14 protein-coding genes are annotated in these 16,678 nt (G+C 61.5%); 12 read left to right on the top strand and 2 right to left on the bottom strand.

Annotated features, from left to right (window positions below):
* Positions 1–11 precede the first annotated feature (11 nt).
* From P0111_15560 to uvrC, 5 genes are all read left to right on the top strand, one after another.
* Complete coding sequence (locus P0111_15560; GenBank protein MDF0645447.1) at positions 12–722, top strand: polysaccharide deacetylase family protein; 711 nt, start codon at positions 12–14, stop codon at positions 720–722.
* Positions 719–1,192, top strand: a complete 474-nt coding sequence (locus tag P0111_15565) for a GNAT family N-acetyltransferase (protein ID MDF0645448.1) — start codon at positions 719–721, stop codon at positions 1,190–1,192. Before P0111_15560 ends, P0111_15565 begins: the two co-directional genes overlap by 4 nt.
* 10 nt (positions 1,193–1,202) lie before the next feature.
* A complete protein-coding gene (locus tag P0111_15570) occupies positions 1,203–1,601 on the top strand; it encodes a VOC family protein (GenBank protein ID MDF0645449.1) in 399 nt (132 codons plus the stop codon).
* A gap of 153 nt (positions 1,602–1,754) precedes the next feature.
* On the top strand, positions 1,755–2,624 hold the full coding sequence (gene dapF / locus P0111_15575; protein ID MDF0645450.1) for a diaminopimelate epimerase: 870 nt from the start codon (positions 1,755–1,757) through the stop codon (positions 2,622–2,624).
* 93 nt (positions 2,625–2,717) lie between these two features.
* Entirely contained in the window at positions 2,718–4,529 is a 1,812-nt protein-coding gene (uvrC, locus tag P0111_15580) for an excinuclease ABC subunit UvrC (protein ID MDF0645451.1), read from the top strand.
* Between the two features lie 28 nt (positions 4,530–4,557).
* Here the strand turns inward: uvrC and P0111_15585 are convergent, their stop codons facing one another.
* Entirely contained in the window at positions 4,558–5,841 is a 1,284-nt protein-coding gene (locus P0111_15585) for an outer membrane protein transport protein (protein ID MDF0645452.1), read from the bottom strand.
* A 237-nt stretch (positions 5,842–6,078) separates the two neighbouring features.
* Between P0111_15585 and P0111_15590 the strand changes: the two genes are divergently transcribed.
* Positions 6,079–6,897: a LuxR C-terminal-related transcriptional regulator gene (locus P0111_15590; GenBank protein ID MDF0645453.1), complete on the top strand. Its 819-nt coding sequence runs from the start codon at positions 6,079–6,081 to the stop codon at positions 6,895–6,897.
* 31 nt (positions 6,898–6,928) lie between these two features.
* Here the strand turns inward: P0111_15590 and P0111_15595 are convergent, their stop codons facing one another.
* Positions 6,929–7,681: an acyl-homoserine-lactone synthase gene (locus P0111_15595; protein MDF0645454.1), complete on the bottom strand. Its 753-nt coding sequence runs from the start codon at positions 7,679–7,681 to the stop codon at positions 6,929–6,931.
* A gap of 225 nt (positions 7,682–7,906) precedes the next feature.
* On the opposite strand from P0111_15595, the gene P0111_15600 reads away from it, so the two are divergent.
* The 6 genes from P0111_15600 (at position 7,907) to P0111_15625 (ending at position 16,676) form a co-directional block, all read left to right on the top strand.
* Positions 7,907–8,719, top strand: a complete 813-nt coding sequence (locus P0111_15600; protein MDF0645455.1) for a histidine kinase — start codon at positions 7,907–7,909, stop codon at positions 8,717–8,719.
* A complete protein-coding gene (locus P0111_15605) occupies positions 8,716–9,393 on the top strand; it encodes a response regulator transcription factor (GenBank protein ID MDF0645456.1) in 678 nt (225 codons plus the stop codon). The genes P0111_15600 and P0111_15605 overlap by 4 nt, the downstream gene beginning before the upstream one ends.
* A 120-nt stretch (positions 9,394–9,513) precedes the next feature.
* Positions 9,514–13,644, top strand: coding sequence for a PAS domain S-box protein (locus tag P0111_15610; protein MDF0645457.1), 4,131 nt, complete (start codon positions 9,514–9,516; stop codon positions 13,642–13,644).
* Positions 13,644–14,324, top strand: a complete 681-nt coding sequence (locus P0111_15615; protein ID MDF0645458.1) for a response regulator transcription factor — start codon at positions 13,644–13,646, stop codon at positions 14,322–14,324. The genes P0111_15610 and P0111_15615 overlap by 1 nt, the downstream gene beginning before the upstream one ends.
* 230 nt (positions 14,325–14,554) lie before the next feature.
* A complete protein-coding gene (locus tag P0111_15620) occupies positions 14,555–15,115 on the top strand; it encodes a TIGR00645 family protein (protein MDF0645459.1) in 561 nt (186 codons plus the stop codon).
* 121 nt (positions 15,116–15,236) lie between these two features.
* Entirely contained in the window at positions 15,237–16,676 is a 1,440-nt protein-coding gene (locus P0111_15625; GenBank protein MDF0645460.1) for a patatin-like phospholipase family protein, read from the top strand.
* Positions 16,677–16,678: the final 2 nt, after the last annotated feature.

Raw genomic sequence — 16,678 nt, forward strand, 5'->3', positions numbered from 1 at the left:
TACTGGCAGACATGTCGAAGCATGCCGCATGCGTCGGTCTGGCCCTCGCTCCGGCGCTGATACTCTTCACCGCCGGTGCCTCGGCCCTTGCCCAGGTCATCACGTCCGGGCCGGCGTTCTGTCCCGGCGTCGCGCTCACTTTCGACCTCTGTCCAGTGCGCGGGGCCGGCGGCTACGATCAACGACTGATCGACTATCTGGTCGAACATCGAATCGCCGCGACCTTTTTCATGTCCGGCACCTGGATGGCAAAGCACGAAGAGCGGGTCAGGGAACTGCTCGCGGTCCCGTTTTTCGAGGTCGGGACGCACGGGCAAGTCCATGCCCATCTCCCGACACGTTCGCCGGAAGGCCAGAAACAGGAGATTCTTGGTCCCGTCACGCTGTTGAAGACGAAATACGACCGCCGGGCTCCGCTCTTTCGGCCTCCCTACGGTGAATACAACGCAGAGACCGTGGATCTCGTGAAAGCTCTGGGGCTTCGGTTCATTCTCTGGAGCGTCGTCTCAGGCGATCCGGACCCGGCGCTGTCCGCGGACCAGATCGAACGCCGGCTGTCGCGCCTCACCAAACAGGGCAGCATCATCGTGATGCACGCCAACGGCAAGGGCGCGCATACCTATGAAGTCGTCACCCGCCTCTACGAACAGATCCTACCGCAACGGCACCTGACACCGATGACCGTCAGCGACGTCCTGACCTGCGCCCCGGCCGTTCCATGAACCCCGCCGCCGTCAGAGCCATGAGGCCGGAGGATCGCGAGCCCGTCATCCGCCTGCTGCTGGAGTCCGACCCATGGAAGCGGCTGGGGCATACCGCCGCCGATTGGGACCGCTATTTCTCTCCCCTCCCGCCGAGCCGCGAGAGCTACGTCGTGGAACAGGGCGGCACCGCCGCCGGCATCGCAGTCGTCCGCCAGAAGTTTCTCCTCGGCGATTATCTGGATCTCTTGGGCGTGGCGGAGACGGCCAGAGGTCTGGGCCTCGGATCTCGATTGCTGGCGCATGTCGAAGCGCTGGTCTTCGCCCGCGCGAAGAATCTCTTCATCTGTGTCTCCGATTTCAACGAACCGGCCCGACGGTTTTACCGGAAGCACGGTTATCAGGAGATCGGCGCGATCCCCGATCTTCTCATTCCCGGCTCCGCCGAGGTGCTCCTCAGAAAAACCACCGGACCCTGCATGCGGGAGTGAGGAACCAACCATGCGTATCGTCAAGTTTCTCCACACCAGAATGCGCGTCAGCGACCTGGACCGGACGATCCGGTTCTATACGGAGGTCCTGGGCCTGGACGTGCTGCAACGAAAGACATCCCCTCGTGGTTCGCAACTGGCGTTTCTGCGGGTGCCCAACAGCGACGAACTGATCGAGTTGACGAGCTTCCCGCCCAGCGGCCCGGTCCACGTGCAGGCAGATCTCGTCCATTTGGCCTTCCAGGTCGACAATCTGGAGGACACGATCGCCGCGCTCGGCGCCAAGGGTGTGCCGATCACGGACGGGCCCACCACCACGTCGTCGGGCAGCCGGTTCATCTTCATCGACGCCCCGGACGGCTACGAGGTGGAGCTCATCGAGCGGCCGGCCGGCGTGAACATCGTGTAAACCTGTCGAAGCCCGCCGTACCTCAAGCGTCAAACAGCGACCCGATCGTCGAACTCCCCGCATTGACCGCTTGGCTCCCTCCGAAGTACCTTCTTCCCGATTGACGTATGCCGCATGACGATCGACGGACGTCTTTGAAAAGGAGCGCGCGCGATGAAGAACGGATTCTTTCGGGGACACGGCCTTGGGAACGATTATCTCGTCATGGATCCCAAGGAACTGACCTTCTCCCTGACGCCTCGTAGCATCAAGCGGATCTGCGACCGCAATTGGGGGCTCGGCAGCGACGGCATCCTCGCCATCGTCCCGACGAGGCAGGCCGATTTCGGCCTTCGTATTTTCAATCCGGACGGCAGCGAAGCGGAAAAGTCCGGGAACGGGCTTCGCATTTTCGCGCGTTACCTGTATGCGACCGGCCGCACAAAACAAACCCGCTTTACGGTGGAGACCAAGGGCGGCCTGGTGAGCATCGCCTTGCACCTCGACCGCCACGGGGACGCGGCCTCCGCCACCGTCGAGATGGGCCGGGCCACGTTCGATCCGGCTGCGCTCCCCTGCACGCTGAGCGCCGGCGAATTGCTCCGGGAGCCGATCGACGCGGCCGGACGTTCGCTCCGTTTCACCGGAGTCAGTGTAGGCAATCCTCACTGCGTCATCTTCAAACCGGCGGGCGAATCCTGGTCGCGGGAGGAGCTGCTGGCGCTCGGACCGGCATTGGAACATCACGCGATCTTTCCCAAGCGGACTAACGTGCAACTGGCCGTTCCGACCGGTCCGACTCACCTCTTCATCCTGATCTGGGAGCGGGGCGCAGGAGAAACGCAGGCGTCCGGTTCCTCTTCCTGCGCCGCGGCTTCCGCCGCGGTCCGACTGGGCCTCGTGCGATCTCCGGTCACCGTCAACATGCCGGGCGGAGCGCTCACGATCAAGGTCGCGCGGGACTTCGGCCTGACCATGAAAGGACCGGTCGCCGAGGTGGCACGCGGCGCGCTGAGCCCGTCGTTCGTGCGCGGGCTGAAGTAAGATACTCGTCAATCGTCATTCGTCGAACGCCGCTCGGAAGAAACGAACGCCCCGTTCCTGTTATCCTTACACGTGTCGAACGACGGTTGACGTATGACGGATGACGTTCTTCAATCGAAGCTGGCCCGCCTTCCGAACCAACCGGGTGTCTACATTTTCAAGGACGCGGCGGGCGAGGTACTGTATATCGGAAAAGCCGCTGTGTTGACCGATCGCGTGCGCTCGTATTTCCAGAAGGGCGGCGACCATTCTCCTAAGACCGCCCTGCTGGTCGGTCTGATCGCCGATCTAGAAACGATGGTCACGCGCTCCGAACTCGAAGCGTTGATCCTCGAGAGCAATCTCGTCAAACGCCAACGGCCCCGGTTCAACGTGGTCCTCCGCGACGACAAGCAGTACCCCTACCTCCGGCTGCCGGTCAAAGAAGACTTCCCCCGCCTGTCGATCGTCCGCCGGGTGCAACGGGACGGCGCCTTGTACTATGGACCTTACACGCCGGCCGGCGCGTTGCGGGAGACGTTGAAGGTGATCAGAAGGGTGTTCCCCCTGGCCACCTGCGCCATCGACATCGACGGCACGGCCGAACGCGCCTGCATCGAATTCGAGATCAAACGGTGCATGGCCCCCTGCACCGGCAATCAATCCAGAGACGAGTACCATGCGATCGTCAAACAGGTGCGCCACTTCCTGGAGGGACGGGACCGCGAGTTGTTGGACGAGCTCCGAGCGGGCATGGAGGCCGCGGCGGAGCGGGAAGATTTCGAAGAGGCGGCGCGCCTGCGCGACCGCATGTTCAAGATCGAGCGAACCCTCGAGCGGCAGCGGATCACCCAGACGGTCTCGGTCGATCAGGATGTCATCGGCATCGCACGACTGGGCGCCTCGGTGGACCTTCAACTCCTGTTCGTGCGGGGAGGGCTCTTGATCGGGCGGAAAGACTTCTTCTGGCCCCATGCCGCCGACACGCCCGACGACGAATTGGTGGTCGCCGCCATCGAGCAATTCTACAACAAGGACGGCCTGCCGCCGGCCGAGCTGCTGGTCCCGGTGGACATTCCGGATGTCGGCTTGATCACCCGGTGGCTGTCGGAGAAGCGGGGGGAGGCCGTGCGGGTGCTCGTGCCCGAACGGGGTGCGAAACATCAGCTGGTGAAGCTGGCCGAAGAAAACGCCGCGTCATCGGCGACCGACCATCTGCGCGATGAAGCGATCGACCGCCAGGCAGGCGAGGAACTTCGGCGGCTGTTACGGCTCGACCGGGCGCCCGTCCGCATCGAGGGCTTCGACATTTCCAACACCATGGGCGCCCAATCCGTCGCCTCCATGGTCGTGTGGGAAGAGGGCCGCATGAAGAAGGCCGATTATCGGAAGTTCAAGATCACGACCGTCGAAGGAGCCAACGATTTTGCCAGCATTCGGGAAGCCGTCTCACGGCGATACGGCGGCATGGAACACTTGGCGCGCCCCGACCTCGTCCTCATCGACGGCGGACTGGGTCAGTTGGCCGCCGCCATCGAGGGGCTCAAGGAGGTCGGGGAGGACCGGCTCCCCGTGATCGGCCTGGCGAAGGCGCGCGGCGAAAAGGACGAGCGCGTCTACCTGGCGGGGCGGAAGAACCCGGTACCCCTGAGAGGACAGTCGCCGGCCACCCATTTGCTGCAACGGATTCGCGACGAAGCGCACCGTTTCGCCGTGTCGTTTCATCGCACGTTGCGCGGCAAAGCACTTTTGTCGTCGAAATTGGACCAGATCATCGGGATCGGCGAGATCAGACGCGCGCGCTTGCTCAAACGATTCGGCAGTGTCGAGCGAGTGGCCGCCGCCAGCGACGACGACCTGCGGAAATCGGGGATCGACGAGCGGACGGTTGCGGAGCTTCGCAAAGCGCTTCCCGACGCTCGGTGAGGGGTCCGCCGGTCCCTGATTGAGTCGGTCAGTACACAAATCGGAGGCTCACGATGCCCAGCTGGACCGAGCCATCGTACCGCCCGTCGACCGTCGGATAGAGATTGCCTGTCACGGTCCGCGATTCGTAGAGCCACGCCTGGTATGCGGCATCCACCCCGATCGCCTTCGGCAAGAGCCATGATCCTCCCCCGCACGGGATCATCCCCAGAAAACGACCGCCCTCGCGGCACAGAAAGCCGCCGCCGATCGAGATCGTATTGGCCGTCAATGACGCCGTGGCGGGATTGAACGTCTGGTCGGGCACCGGATTCTGTGTTCGAGTGTATCCGCCCCGAAGGGCGACGTCCCAATGACGCAACCATTCGGGGCGGAGCCACTTGTACTCGGTCCCCACGGCCACAACCGGCACATTGTTCCACTGTTGCGGAAGGGGCAGGGTCGCACCGTTCGACAGATGGATGTCGAGATTTTTTGCCGATGTCCAGCCGACATACTCGAGGTCGACCTCCAGCTTCCACTCCCGCTCAACGGTCCGGATGGGCCACAGCGCAATCCCGCCGGAGAAAATTTGCGGCAACCCCAGGCTCGTGGACGCGTCCGCGGCTTTGGCCCCATTGACGAGGAGGGCGCCGTTGAGCGGCAAGACCGCCTGGCTGTGATACACGAATCCGATCGAGAGGACCGGCAGGCCTTCGGCGCTCTTGAGCGGTGTATAGAGGAGACTGGCAGCGAACCCAACGGCGGTGCCGTTGCCATACATTTCCAACGAGGCCCCGGCCGGAATTCCTGCCACTCCCGGCGACACCTGTTGCAACTGGGCGTGACCTTCACCGAGAAAGCCGGCGAACGTATAGATATCGGCGTTGACGCCGACGGAGAGTGAATCGGTGACTTGATAGGCCACAGTCGGCTTGATATCGATGAGCGGCAATGTCGCGGCCGTGACCACGGTATTGAACGGTCCGTCCGTGGGATAGCGCGTATTAAGCCCAAAGGGACTGGTCACGGCGATGCCGACCGTGGCTGCGGACAGTCCGGTCAGGCCGACAGCTCCGAGATTGGCACTCAGATAGAAATGGCTGGGAGGTGGGATCGCGATGCTGCCGCCCAGATCGCCGTGAGTCGTGGCCCCCGTTGAACCGGCAAAATTGATGGACCCACCAACCAGCGCTGTCCCCATGTAGGCCTGAATGCCCGAGACTTGCGTCAATCCGGCCGGATTGTAGTGGATGGCGGAGGGATCATCGGCCTGCGCGACGAAGGCATTGCCCTGGCCTGCTGCGGCGGCTCCCTGTGGCTGGAACCGCAAGGCTTGGGCTTGGACGGGAGAAGCAGAAATACAGAGACCCCATCCAAAAATGAATACGATGACGAGGACCGGGACCCGTCGCCATCGTAGGAGCGGTTGAGGAGCGGCTCGGGCTGTATGGACTGAGTTAGGGCCGCTTGGACTAGGGCCGAAGGACACTATCTTTGCGCTCCGCTCAATATCGCAATAGGAAGACCGATGTGTTATGCTTCAACACCGCTAGATCTGGAGGCGACGATGGCACATTCCCCCAAGAAGCAGCCCTTCCCGCGACATGTCTTCGACGCTATGTCGAAATCCGAATGTCAGAACTTTATCGAAGTGCTTCACTACACGACTCAGGCGCAGACTCCGGACGATGTCCGTGACGTCCTGCTCCGTTTTCAAGAATATTTTCCCTTCACGCGCACATTGGGAGGACTCGTCCGTCTCGGCACGGGTGGCACCTTTGCAGGGTTCGCCAATATTGTCAATGGGAGCTATCCGGACGAATGGCTGTACTTGTATTGGAAGAGCGGGTACGCCGAAATCGACCCGGTCTTCACGTCGGCCTTACGCTCCCCCGGCACACAACATTGGCGCGCCACCTATCAGCACATGACCACGGAGAAACAACAGGAATTCATCGCGACCGCGAGGCAGTTCGGACTCGGCGATGGTATTACGACCGGCTCGGTCGATCAGGCCTGCGGATTGGCGACCTTCTGTTCGTTCGCCAGCGATCAGGCTCTCGATGCCGAGCGTCTGATTCCTCTCGTCGAGTATATGGGGTATCACATCCACATGGCCCTGATGCGCACGGCGCCGAAGAGTCTTCGAGAAACGGATCGATGTGTCAAAGAACTCTCGCCGCGGGAAGTCACCATCCTCAATTGGATGAAAAACGGCAAGACGAACTGGGAAATCGGCAAAATTCTCGGCGTCAGTGAACGAACGGTCCGTTTCCACATCGAAGGGATCTTTGCCAAGTTGGAAGTCACCTCTCGATCACAGGCTGTTGCCACGGCCATCGAGCACGGTCTCCCCGCGCTTCACGGCCTTCCGACTGCCAGTTAACCGCTGTTAAAACCGAGCGGCGTGCCTAGGTCTACGCCGCCAGAACCAATCGCCGCCCTCCCGCCAATTCCGCGTGAAGCCCATCCGTAGAATTCTCTGAGCTCAGGCTCGGCCGCGTCTCAGCGATGCCGCAGTCGGTGAGCCACCGCAACATGTCAGGGCGTTGCACCGCCGCCTGACATCGAAATTCATCCAGATCGAGCAACGCGCCGATCGACGACACTTCGGCGGGAGGCAAGGCGACAGGCGCTCCGATGGAACGGCAGGGCCAACCCATTCGTTCCACGACCCGCAACAGCCTGTGCTCGACGACCATATAGGTGTAACGGACATCATGGGCCACACACCACTGATACATCCCCTTAAAGATCGTGCGCACCAGCTTCGCCGAAAGACCTCGGTCGGTAATATCCGGGTCGACGCTCAACCTGGTAATTTCCGCGGTATCCAGCTCTTTCCGTACTTCGTGTTGTCCCACGAGACAGGCGCTGAATTCGCTTTCCAGCATGAACGGCACCGGGGCCTGCGTCATCCGAACCAAGCCCAGAAGGGTCGAGTCGGCGGAAAACACTCCGATCGAGGTGCTCCAGGCGTCGTACATGTCGGATTCAAGTCGGTCCGAACGCTCCGGCACCCATCTTAATCGCTCGGCAAATACCCGATGACGAAGCCGGTACGCCTGGCACCATTCAGATTTCCGTTCCAGTGTCTTCACAAGGAACGCGCCTTCCTGGAAGGAAATCCGCTTTTCTTCGGCTACCACCAAGTCGCTCGTTCCGCTCATCCTGTCCTCCTTCTGAACAAGGGTTCAAAATCGTCCGAGCAAGGGTTCAAAGCAGTGCAGACGCGACGAATGGTTTCATTTCCCGTCAACTCCGTCACCTGGCCGACTCGCCAGGTGATCGCGCACGACGATCGTGATAGTTAGGGTCCAGTATTGAGAGCGTTGTGTGGCGCAGCCACCGAGACGGCCACGGCAATCCGCCTGGCGGAAAGGGAGAGGTGAGGCGTGGGCGATCGCACGCATGGGTTCCAGGTGATCAGGGGCGCCGGCCAATCCGGCACAAGACCACAGCGCTTTCGACCGGCCCAACACAGTCAGGGCGCGGTCGGGGGCATGGAAACCTTCGGCCCAGCGAAGAGCCGCGACGATCTGACCGCGGCATTGCGGGCCATGGAGCAACGATTGGCGGCCTTGGTCGAGGACCGCGGACAGCTCACGCGAGACTTGCACGACTGCGTGCTGCAGTCGCTGTACGCCATCGGGCTGACCATAGAATCGAACCGACGGGCACAGCCTCAGCGGCAGCCGTTGTCCGACCGCGCTGACGATCTGCTCATCGAGCAGCTCAACACCCTGATCCAAGAGGTCCGGAACATGATCCGCACCCTGGAATCAGGCAACGTGCAGGAATTCGACCTCGTGTCCGAGCTCAAGGCCCTCATCAGGACCTACCGAGACATCAGCACGCTTCAGATCAGCATTGATATCGCGCCTCGCGCCATCGCCATAGCGACCAACGAAGAAAAGCGGGAAGTCTTGATGATCATTCGAGAGGCGGTGAGCAACTGCGTCCGCCATGCCAAGGCGACTCGAGCCAGCATCTCCCTCTACGCCCAAGGACCTCACCTCCGGTTGGCGATCGCGGATGACGGGGTGGGCTTCACGCCGGGAGACAATCGCACAAAGGGGTATGGATTTGCCAACATGTCCGCACGGGCCAAGAAGCTCGGCGGGCGACTCTTAGTCCGCTCGCATGTCGGAGAAGGAACCCACATTCTGGTGGAGTTCTCTCTGGAACCCGAGCATCTGGCGCTATGATAAAGGATCTCCCGCTCAAGATCGTCATCGTCGACGATCATGAGGTCGTCCGACACGGACTCCGCTCGCTGTTGAGCCTGGAGCAGGACTTCAAGATCATCGGGGAGGCCGGGACCGTGGCGGAGGCGTTGGCCGTGGTGGAGCTGGTCAAACCTCACGTAGTCCTCCTCGACGTCAAATTACCGGACGCGACCGGCATGGACGCTTGCCGCAAGCTCCTCGCCGTTGCGCCCAATCTGCGCATTCTCATCTTGACGAGCTACGCGGAGGACGCGTCGATCATCGGCGCCGTGCAGAGCGGCGCCCACGGATACGTCCTAAAGGATATTCGCACCGACGAATTGATCCAGGCCATCCGCGCGGTCGCCGGCGGCCGCGGCCATTTGGACCCCCGGGTCGCCCAGCAGGCGCTGCATTGGATCCGAACGCAGTACCGGGCGGAGGGCAACGGCCGCCAAATCCCCAAGCTCTCCCCTCAAGAGCGTTTGATCGTGCCTCTCCTCGCGCAAGGCAAAACCAACAAGGAAATCGCGGCGCATCTGAGCCTAAGCGACAAGACGGTCAAAAACTACCTCGCGAACATCTTCGAGAAGCTCAACGTCAGACGCCGCACCGAGGCGGTGGCATGGTTCGTCAAGGAAGGCCGTTCGACGTACTCGGGGCCCAATACCTAGGAAACCGTTCTGTCTGTTCTACCCGATCTGCCCGTCTCGCTTTCGGCCGGTCCTTTGATCTAGCAATTCCGCGACAAAGCGTTCTATGCTAGCGGTGCGTCCACGGTCCCGGCAACCCGTATGGCATCGAGCACCGGATTCGATCAGCCGGCCGACCGGTCCGACATGGAGCAGCCCATGATTCGGCAGTCCGACAGCGAGCCCTCCGCCGCGACCGACCTCCATCTCCTGCTCACGCAATTGACCGAGCTCCGTCGAGCCATGGAGCAATCCGTCGAATTCGACGATGGACTCGACCAACGTCTAAGCGCCGCGCTCCGCGGCCGTATTCGGGATTGCGACGCGCAGCTTGCGCACGTCATCGGGCACTTGGACCACCATCGACGTCAGCATGAATCCGTCGAGTCGGAAAGGCATGAGAGCGAGCAGCGATATCGGTCGCTCTACGACAACAATCCCTCCATGTATTTCACCCTGTCAGCGGGAGGGGTGGTTATCTCCGTTAATAAGTACGGCGCGGAGCAGTTGGGATATGAGCCGGCCGATTTGATCGGTCGATCGGTTCTTCCGGTGTTCAAACCGGACGACCATGAGGTCGTCCTGAGACAGCTCAGTCTCTGCATGACGAACCCCGGCAAGTTGTTCGAATGGGAAATTCAGAAGATCCGGAAAAACGGCACGGAGCTCTGGGTACGAGAACGGGCGCAGGCGATTCAGGATCGAACCGGCCAGACCCTGGTGCTCGTGGTGTGCGAGGACGTGACCGCCAGACGCCGCACCGAGGAGATCGTCAGGGAGAGCGAGGAGCGGTGGAGGGCCCTCTATGAACATGCAGGGATCGGGATCGCCCAGCTCGATTTGAACGGGCGGTTCGTCCGCGTGAACCCCCGACTGTGCGAAACGTTGGACTATTCGTCGGCGATGTTGCTCCAGCGGACGTTCCAGGATCTCCTCCATCCCGACGACCTCGAACCCAGCATCGGATGTCTCCAAGAATTGCTCGCCGGAACCCGCCCGTCCTTCTCGATGGAAAAGCGCTACTTACGCAGCGACGATGTCTGGGTATGGGTCGACATGACCGTGTCGCTCGTCCGGGCCGCTTCCGGCGCGCCGGCCTATTTGATCGCCGTCATTCAGAGTATCCACGCTCGGAAGGAAGCCGAGGACGCTGTTCGTCGAACCACCCATCTCCTCCAGACACTCGTGCGGGCTTCTCCGCTCCCGATCATCAGCCTCGATTGTGACGCGCGGGTGACGACGTGGAATCCGGCCGCGACCAGATTGTTCGGCTGGACCGAAGAGGAAGTCCTGGGCCGCGAACTTCCCTATGTCCCGGAAGATGAAGCGTCAACGGCGGACACCCTGTGGGAGCAGGGCTTGCGCGGAGAGGTCCAAGGGCCGATTGAGCTTCGCCGCCGCCGGAAGGACGGCGCGATCCTGAATCTCCTACTCTGGCCGGTCTTCGTGCGACTGAACGACGGAGCGGTCTCGACCGCCGTCGGCCTCTACGTCGATCAATCCGATCTCAAACGAGCCGAAGCGGCTCAGTTGAAGAGCGAACTCCGCCTGCGTTCGTTCCTCGATGCGCTGGATGATCTGGCCTTCGAATTCGACGAAAACGGGACCTATCTGAGCGTGTGGACGCGCAACGAGGAGAATCTGCTGGTCCCGCGGCGCGAGGTGGTCGGCAAGCGATTGCGCGACATCTTCGGCGCCCAGGAAGGCGCGCGCTACCTCGACGCCATTCGTCGAGTGCTCGCCACCGGCCGGCCTGAACCCATCGAGTACACAATTCCGATCAATGGGCAACCTCGGAATTTCTCAGCCATTATGAGCCGGATTCCTGCCTTCGACGATGCCTCGGCAACCGTGGCATGCGTCGTGCGGGATGTCACGGATCAGAAACAAGCCCAAGAGACCTTGCGCGACAGCGAGCAAGCGATCCGGTCGCTGCATGAGGCCACCTCGAATCCCGGACTCAGCCACGAGCAACGAATTCAGACCGTCTTGGAACTCGGCTGCCGCCGGTTCCGGCTCCCGATCGGCGTCGTGACCAGACTGCGCGGTGATGAAGTGGAGATCACGCACATCTGCGGGCCCCTCACTGCCTTTTCCCCCGGCATGCGACTGCCTCTGCGCCAGACGTACTGCTGCGCCACGTTGGAATCGAAGCGAGTGGTCTCGTTCGAGCACGCGAAGGCCTCGGGATGGGTCGATCATCCAGGCTATGAGACGCTCGGTTTCGAGTGTTACATCGGCACGAGAGTGCGGGGTGAAAGCAAAATGCACGGCACGATTTGCTTCCTCAGCGCGGAGCCGCGACCGACGCCGTTCAGCGAGGCGGACAAAGACTTCCTGCTGCTGATGGCGAAGTGGATCGCCGTAGAATCAGACCGCAGCCTGGCTGAACGACGGCTGGAGCGCATTAACGAGTGTTTTCTCAAGTCTGGAGGCGATCCGCTGGAGAATGTCCAGCGACTGACCGCCCTCTGCGGAGGGCTCCTCGAGGGGAGCTGCGCCCTCTATTCGCGACTCGAAGGAGAGTTCCTCTCCGCGGTAGGTCAGTGGCAGGCGCCTCCGGAGTTTCAGGCGGTGGACAGGGCCGAAGGCCATTTGTGCACGGAGTTGATTCGGCGTGGAGAGGCCGACCTCGTCACCATCCGTCATCTTCCCGACACCTCCTATGCCGAGACCGACCCAAACGTCCGCCTGTATCAATTGCAAACATACATCGGCAAGGTCGTTTCGATCGATGACGAGGCGGTCGGTTCGCTGTGTGTGGTCTTTGATCGTGATTTCATCCCGACCGAAGCGGACGAGCGGTTGATGGGGATACTGGCGGCGGCCATCGGAACGGAGGAACAACGGATCCAGGCGCAGAAAGCCCTGCGTGCCAGCGAAGAGCGGTTTGCCAAGGCATTTCGATCAAGCCCCTACCCGGTGATTATGACCGTGTTGGACTCGGGAAAGTGTCTTGAGGTCAACGACGCGGCGCTCAAGCTCTTCGGCTACGAACGGGGCGAGGTCGTCGGCCGAACGGCGGTTGCCTTGGGACTTTGCGCGGACCTTGAGGAACGCGAGACATTCTTCGAGAAGCTGCGGCGCGAGAACGTCGTTCGCAATTACGAAATGTCGCTGAAAGCGAAGGACGGGACCATCCGTCAAGTGCTCGTCTCCAGCGAAATCATCGAAGTTCACGGGTCGACCTGTGTCTTGACCGTGGGCAGCGACATCACCGAACAGAAGCAAGCCGAGAGCGCGCTGCGCACCAGCGAATTGCGTCTGCAGCGGTTCGTCTCCGAAGCGCCGGTCGGGCTGGTCATCTTGGACCGGCACAGGCGGTTGATGAGCGCCAACAGAGCATTCTGCGAACTGACGGGATATGACGAGCGGGAGTTGATCGGTCGAAGCTACGACCTCTACACCCACCCGGACGATCTTGCTCCCAATCTCGAACTGACCGACGACTTCTATCGAGGGATTCTGAAAGAGTACTCGATTGAGAAGCGGTATCTGCGGAAAACAGGCGAGACGATCTGGGTGTCCCTGAAGGCGACCGGGATCGAACTACCCAACCAGCCGGGCCCGCTGCTGCTCGCTGTCGTACAGGACATCACGGATCAGAAGCGTGCCACGGAGGAGCGCGAACGACTCAGCCAGGATTTGCACGACAATATCCTGCAATCGCTCTACGCGGTAGGGATGCAGCTGGAGGCCAGCGCGTTGGCGGCCGGGAAGTCCGTCAGGAAGTCGAGGAACCACGCGAGCCAGGCGATCGACCAGTTGAATCGCCTCGTGAACGACGTGCGGCACTACATCGCCTTGCTGAAGCGGGGCGGAGGCGCAAAGATGAACCTCCACCAGGCGTTGCGCCAACTGGTTTCGTCTTTCTCGACGACCGGACATCGTCCTCCCGAGCTGGAGATCAAGGAGGGCGTGCTCGACCTCATCACCACGGAACAGGCCGAGCAGCTGCTGAATATCGCGCGCGAAGCGCTGAGCAACAGCGTGCGCCATGCCAACGCGACGCATCGGTCCGTCCGACTCAGCTCGCTGGGGCCCGCCGGTATGCGGATGCAAATCTGCGACGACGGCATCGGCTTCGTGCCGAAGCTCGAACGCAAACAGGGTCACGGCCTTGCGAACATGGCCGCCAGGGCGAAAAAGATCGGCGCCCGGCTGCGGCTGACCAGCAAACCGAACTACGGCACCTGCGTCACCGTGGAGCTGTCGCGAACGGAGCCGTCATAATGGCGGCGCGCACCGCACACATCCGCCTCCTGATCGTCGACGACCACGAAGTCGTGCGGATCGGACTGGCCGCCGTCCTGGATCTGACGCCCGGCATCAAGGTCGTCGGACAGGCCTCCCGCAAGGACGAAGCCACACGGTTGTGTCTCCGGCTCAAACCGGATCTGGTCCTCCTGGATATTCGCCTTCCCGACGGCAGCGGCGTAGAGGCCGCGCGCGATATTCTCGCGGCCTGTCCGAATACCCGTGTGTTGTTTCTAACCAGCTTTGCGGACGACCATACGGTCCTGGAGGCGATTCTGTCGGGAGGCCAAGGCTACGTGCTCAAGGACATCGCAGCCGACGTCCTGGTCAAAGCGATCAAGACCGTGGCCTCGGGCCAGCCGTTGATGGATCCCCGACTCACCAAGTACACGCTGCAGCTGATCAAACACGGACCGTCGCAGCCGGGGGCGTCCAAGCGTCCCCTCCTGTCCCCGCAGGAACAACGATTGCTTCCGTTCGTGGCCGAGGGCTTGACCAACAAGGAGATCGCCGGGCAGCTGAACCTGAGCGAGAAGACCGTCAAGAATTACCTGGCAAACATCTACTCCAAGCTTCAGATCGGTCGACGCTCGCAAGTTGCGGCCTTCTACGCCGGAAGCTTCAAGAATCTGAGCGCACCGCCCACACCCAAGTGACCCCTGCCGTCTGCGTCTACGGGCTCGGTCGGGACCGTCACCATCCCGGCTTTACCGCTGCGCGATCCATGCGACACAGACGGCTCGAACAATTGACAGCGACGCCGCTCGCCACTAGGATACCGATCACTTGAGTCGGTCCGCCACACAGAGAACGGCAGCCGACCGTCCGTTCCGTCGACACTTCCACACGCGCGCATTCACAGAGATCCATTCGTTGAGGAGACACTATGTCCAGCGGAACCCCGCCCGCTCCCGATAGCGCCCTCGAATCCGACCGGGAGGACACCCATCCCGTCGAGCAAGTGTTCGAAACAATCGTGTTTGCCAGCCGCTGGATCCAGGCGCCTTTGTACGGAGGCCTGATCGTCGCCGAGCTGCTGTACGCGTACAAGTTTCTCGTCGAACTGTGGGACATGGCGGTGCACATCCGGCGATTGGAAGAGACGAAGTTCATGCTGGGGGTGCTGGGCCTGATCGATGTGACGATGGTGGCCAATCTCTTGACCATGGTGATCATCGGAGGCTACGCGACGTTCGTCAGCAAGCTGAATCTTGAGACCCATCCGGACCGCCCCGACTGGCTGACCCACGTCGATCCCGGCACGATCAAGATCAAGCTCGCAGCCTCCCTCATCGGAATCTCCAGTATCCACCTCCTCAAGGCTTTCGTCGATGTGGCCAATGAAAATCCGGAGCACATCAAATGGAAAATATTCATCCACTTGACCTTTCTCAGCTCGGCCATTCTGTTGGCCTGGACCGACCGGCTCATGCTGAAGAAGCACTAGCGTGCGCAAAGAAGCTGGTCGAGCGTGGGGGCGACTGCTCTCCTCAGGTGAAACCGCCCGCCACACAGTGGCGCTGAACATCGGGAACCGCTGAGCCGATTCGAGAAAGGTCGCTATTATTATGATGAGGAGTGTCGCCGTCGCCATGACCCTGGTCGCCGGGTTGATTCTGACCGGCTGCTTCGCCAAGGTTCAGCACCTGCCGGCGCAGCCGCAGGGCGCTGAGGCCTTGTTTGCTCCGCTCCCCGACCAAGATCTCATGGTCGGCTTGGCCGTCTCCGGCGGCGGAAGCAGAGCCGCGACGTTCGCAGCCGGCGCGCTGGAGGCGCTCGCGGAAACACCGGTCCAATTCAAGGGAACCACGCGCAGCGTCCTCGAGACGGTCGGTTACATGTCGAGCGTCTCGGGCGGAAGCCTGGCCACCGCCTACTATGTGGCCAAGAAGCCGCCGAAGTCCGAGTCTATGCTGGGTGAGCAGGGGCTTTCCCCGCGCTATCGGGAGTTTTTCTCGGAGTATCGGACGGCCATGCAGACGAACTTTCTGAAACGCGGCCTGATCCGGCAACTGACGTATTTCCGGGCGCTGAATCCGACCAAGCTGGCCTACTCGCTGTCCGAGGTCTGGGACGCGCAATTCCTCAACGAAATGACCTTCGCTCAGCTCTACGAGCGTGAGCGGCGCGGCGACATTCCCCGAGCCATTCTCAACGGAACCGTCTACAACTCCGGACAACGCTTCGCCTTCACCACGTTGCCGGCCGCCGATTTCGACTACGACTTCATCAGCCTTCTCACCAAGGAACTCAAAAGTCCCGCCCGCCCTGTGCCGGTCACCCCCGAAGGTATGGCCATCATTCAAAAAGGTCTCGACGAAGCGAGCCGGCACTTTCTCCCGCTGACCTTCGAACGCATCGGGGCGGACTACCGAAACCTCCGGCTGTCGCTCGCCGTCGCGACGTCGGCCTCGTTCCCTCCCGTCGTCGGCCCCGTGACGTATCAGATCGAAGGAACGCCGACCTACTTGCACGTCGGCGACGGCGGACTGTTCGACAACCTCGGAACGGAATCATTGACCACCTTGTTCCTGAAGAAGATCCCTCAGGGATCGCCGAAGCGCGGACTGATCATCGTGATCGACACCTCGTTCCCGTTCGACGCCGGAGCCGCCGCCCTGGACCACAACGACAAGGGGTTTCAAGTCTTCCGCGAAGACCCTTCACGCATCGTCGGCATCATGGAGGAGCGGGCCAACACCTATCAGACGCTCTTATGGCACAGCCTGCGAACGCAGGGCGTCATCCTACCCGATTTTGCCCATCTAAGAATCGTCGTGCTGAAGCATGTCGACGCCGAGTGGAGCGGTTACAATGATCTTCCAGACGTTTGCCGAGGCGACTTTCCCGCCGACGTGACTCCCCTCCAGATCAAGCAAACCGTCGCGCTGATTCCCACGCAGTTCAAGATCAACACGCCGTGTCACGGCGCGCTGCTCGTGAAAGCCGCGCGCAAAGTGGTCGAACAATACAAGCATCGGATCGTCAACTTCATCGAAGCCTCGTAGCG

This window comes from Nitrospira sp. (genome assembly GCA_029194535.1).
Classification (GTDB): domain Bacteria; phylum Nitrospirota; class Nitrospiria; order Nitrospirales; family Nitrospiraceae; genus Nitrospira_C.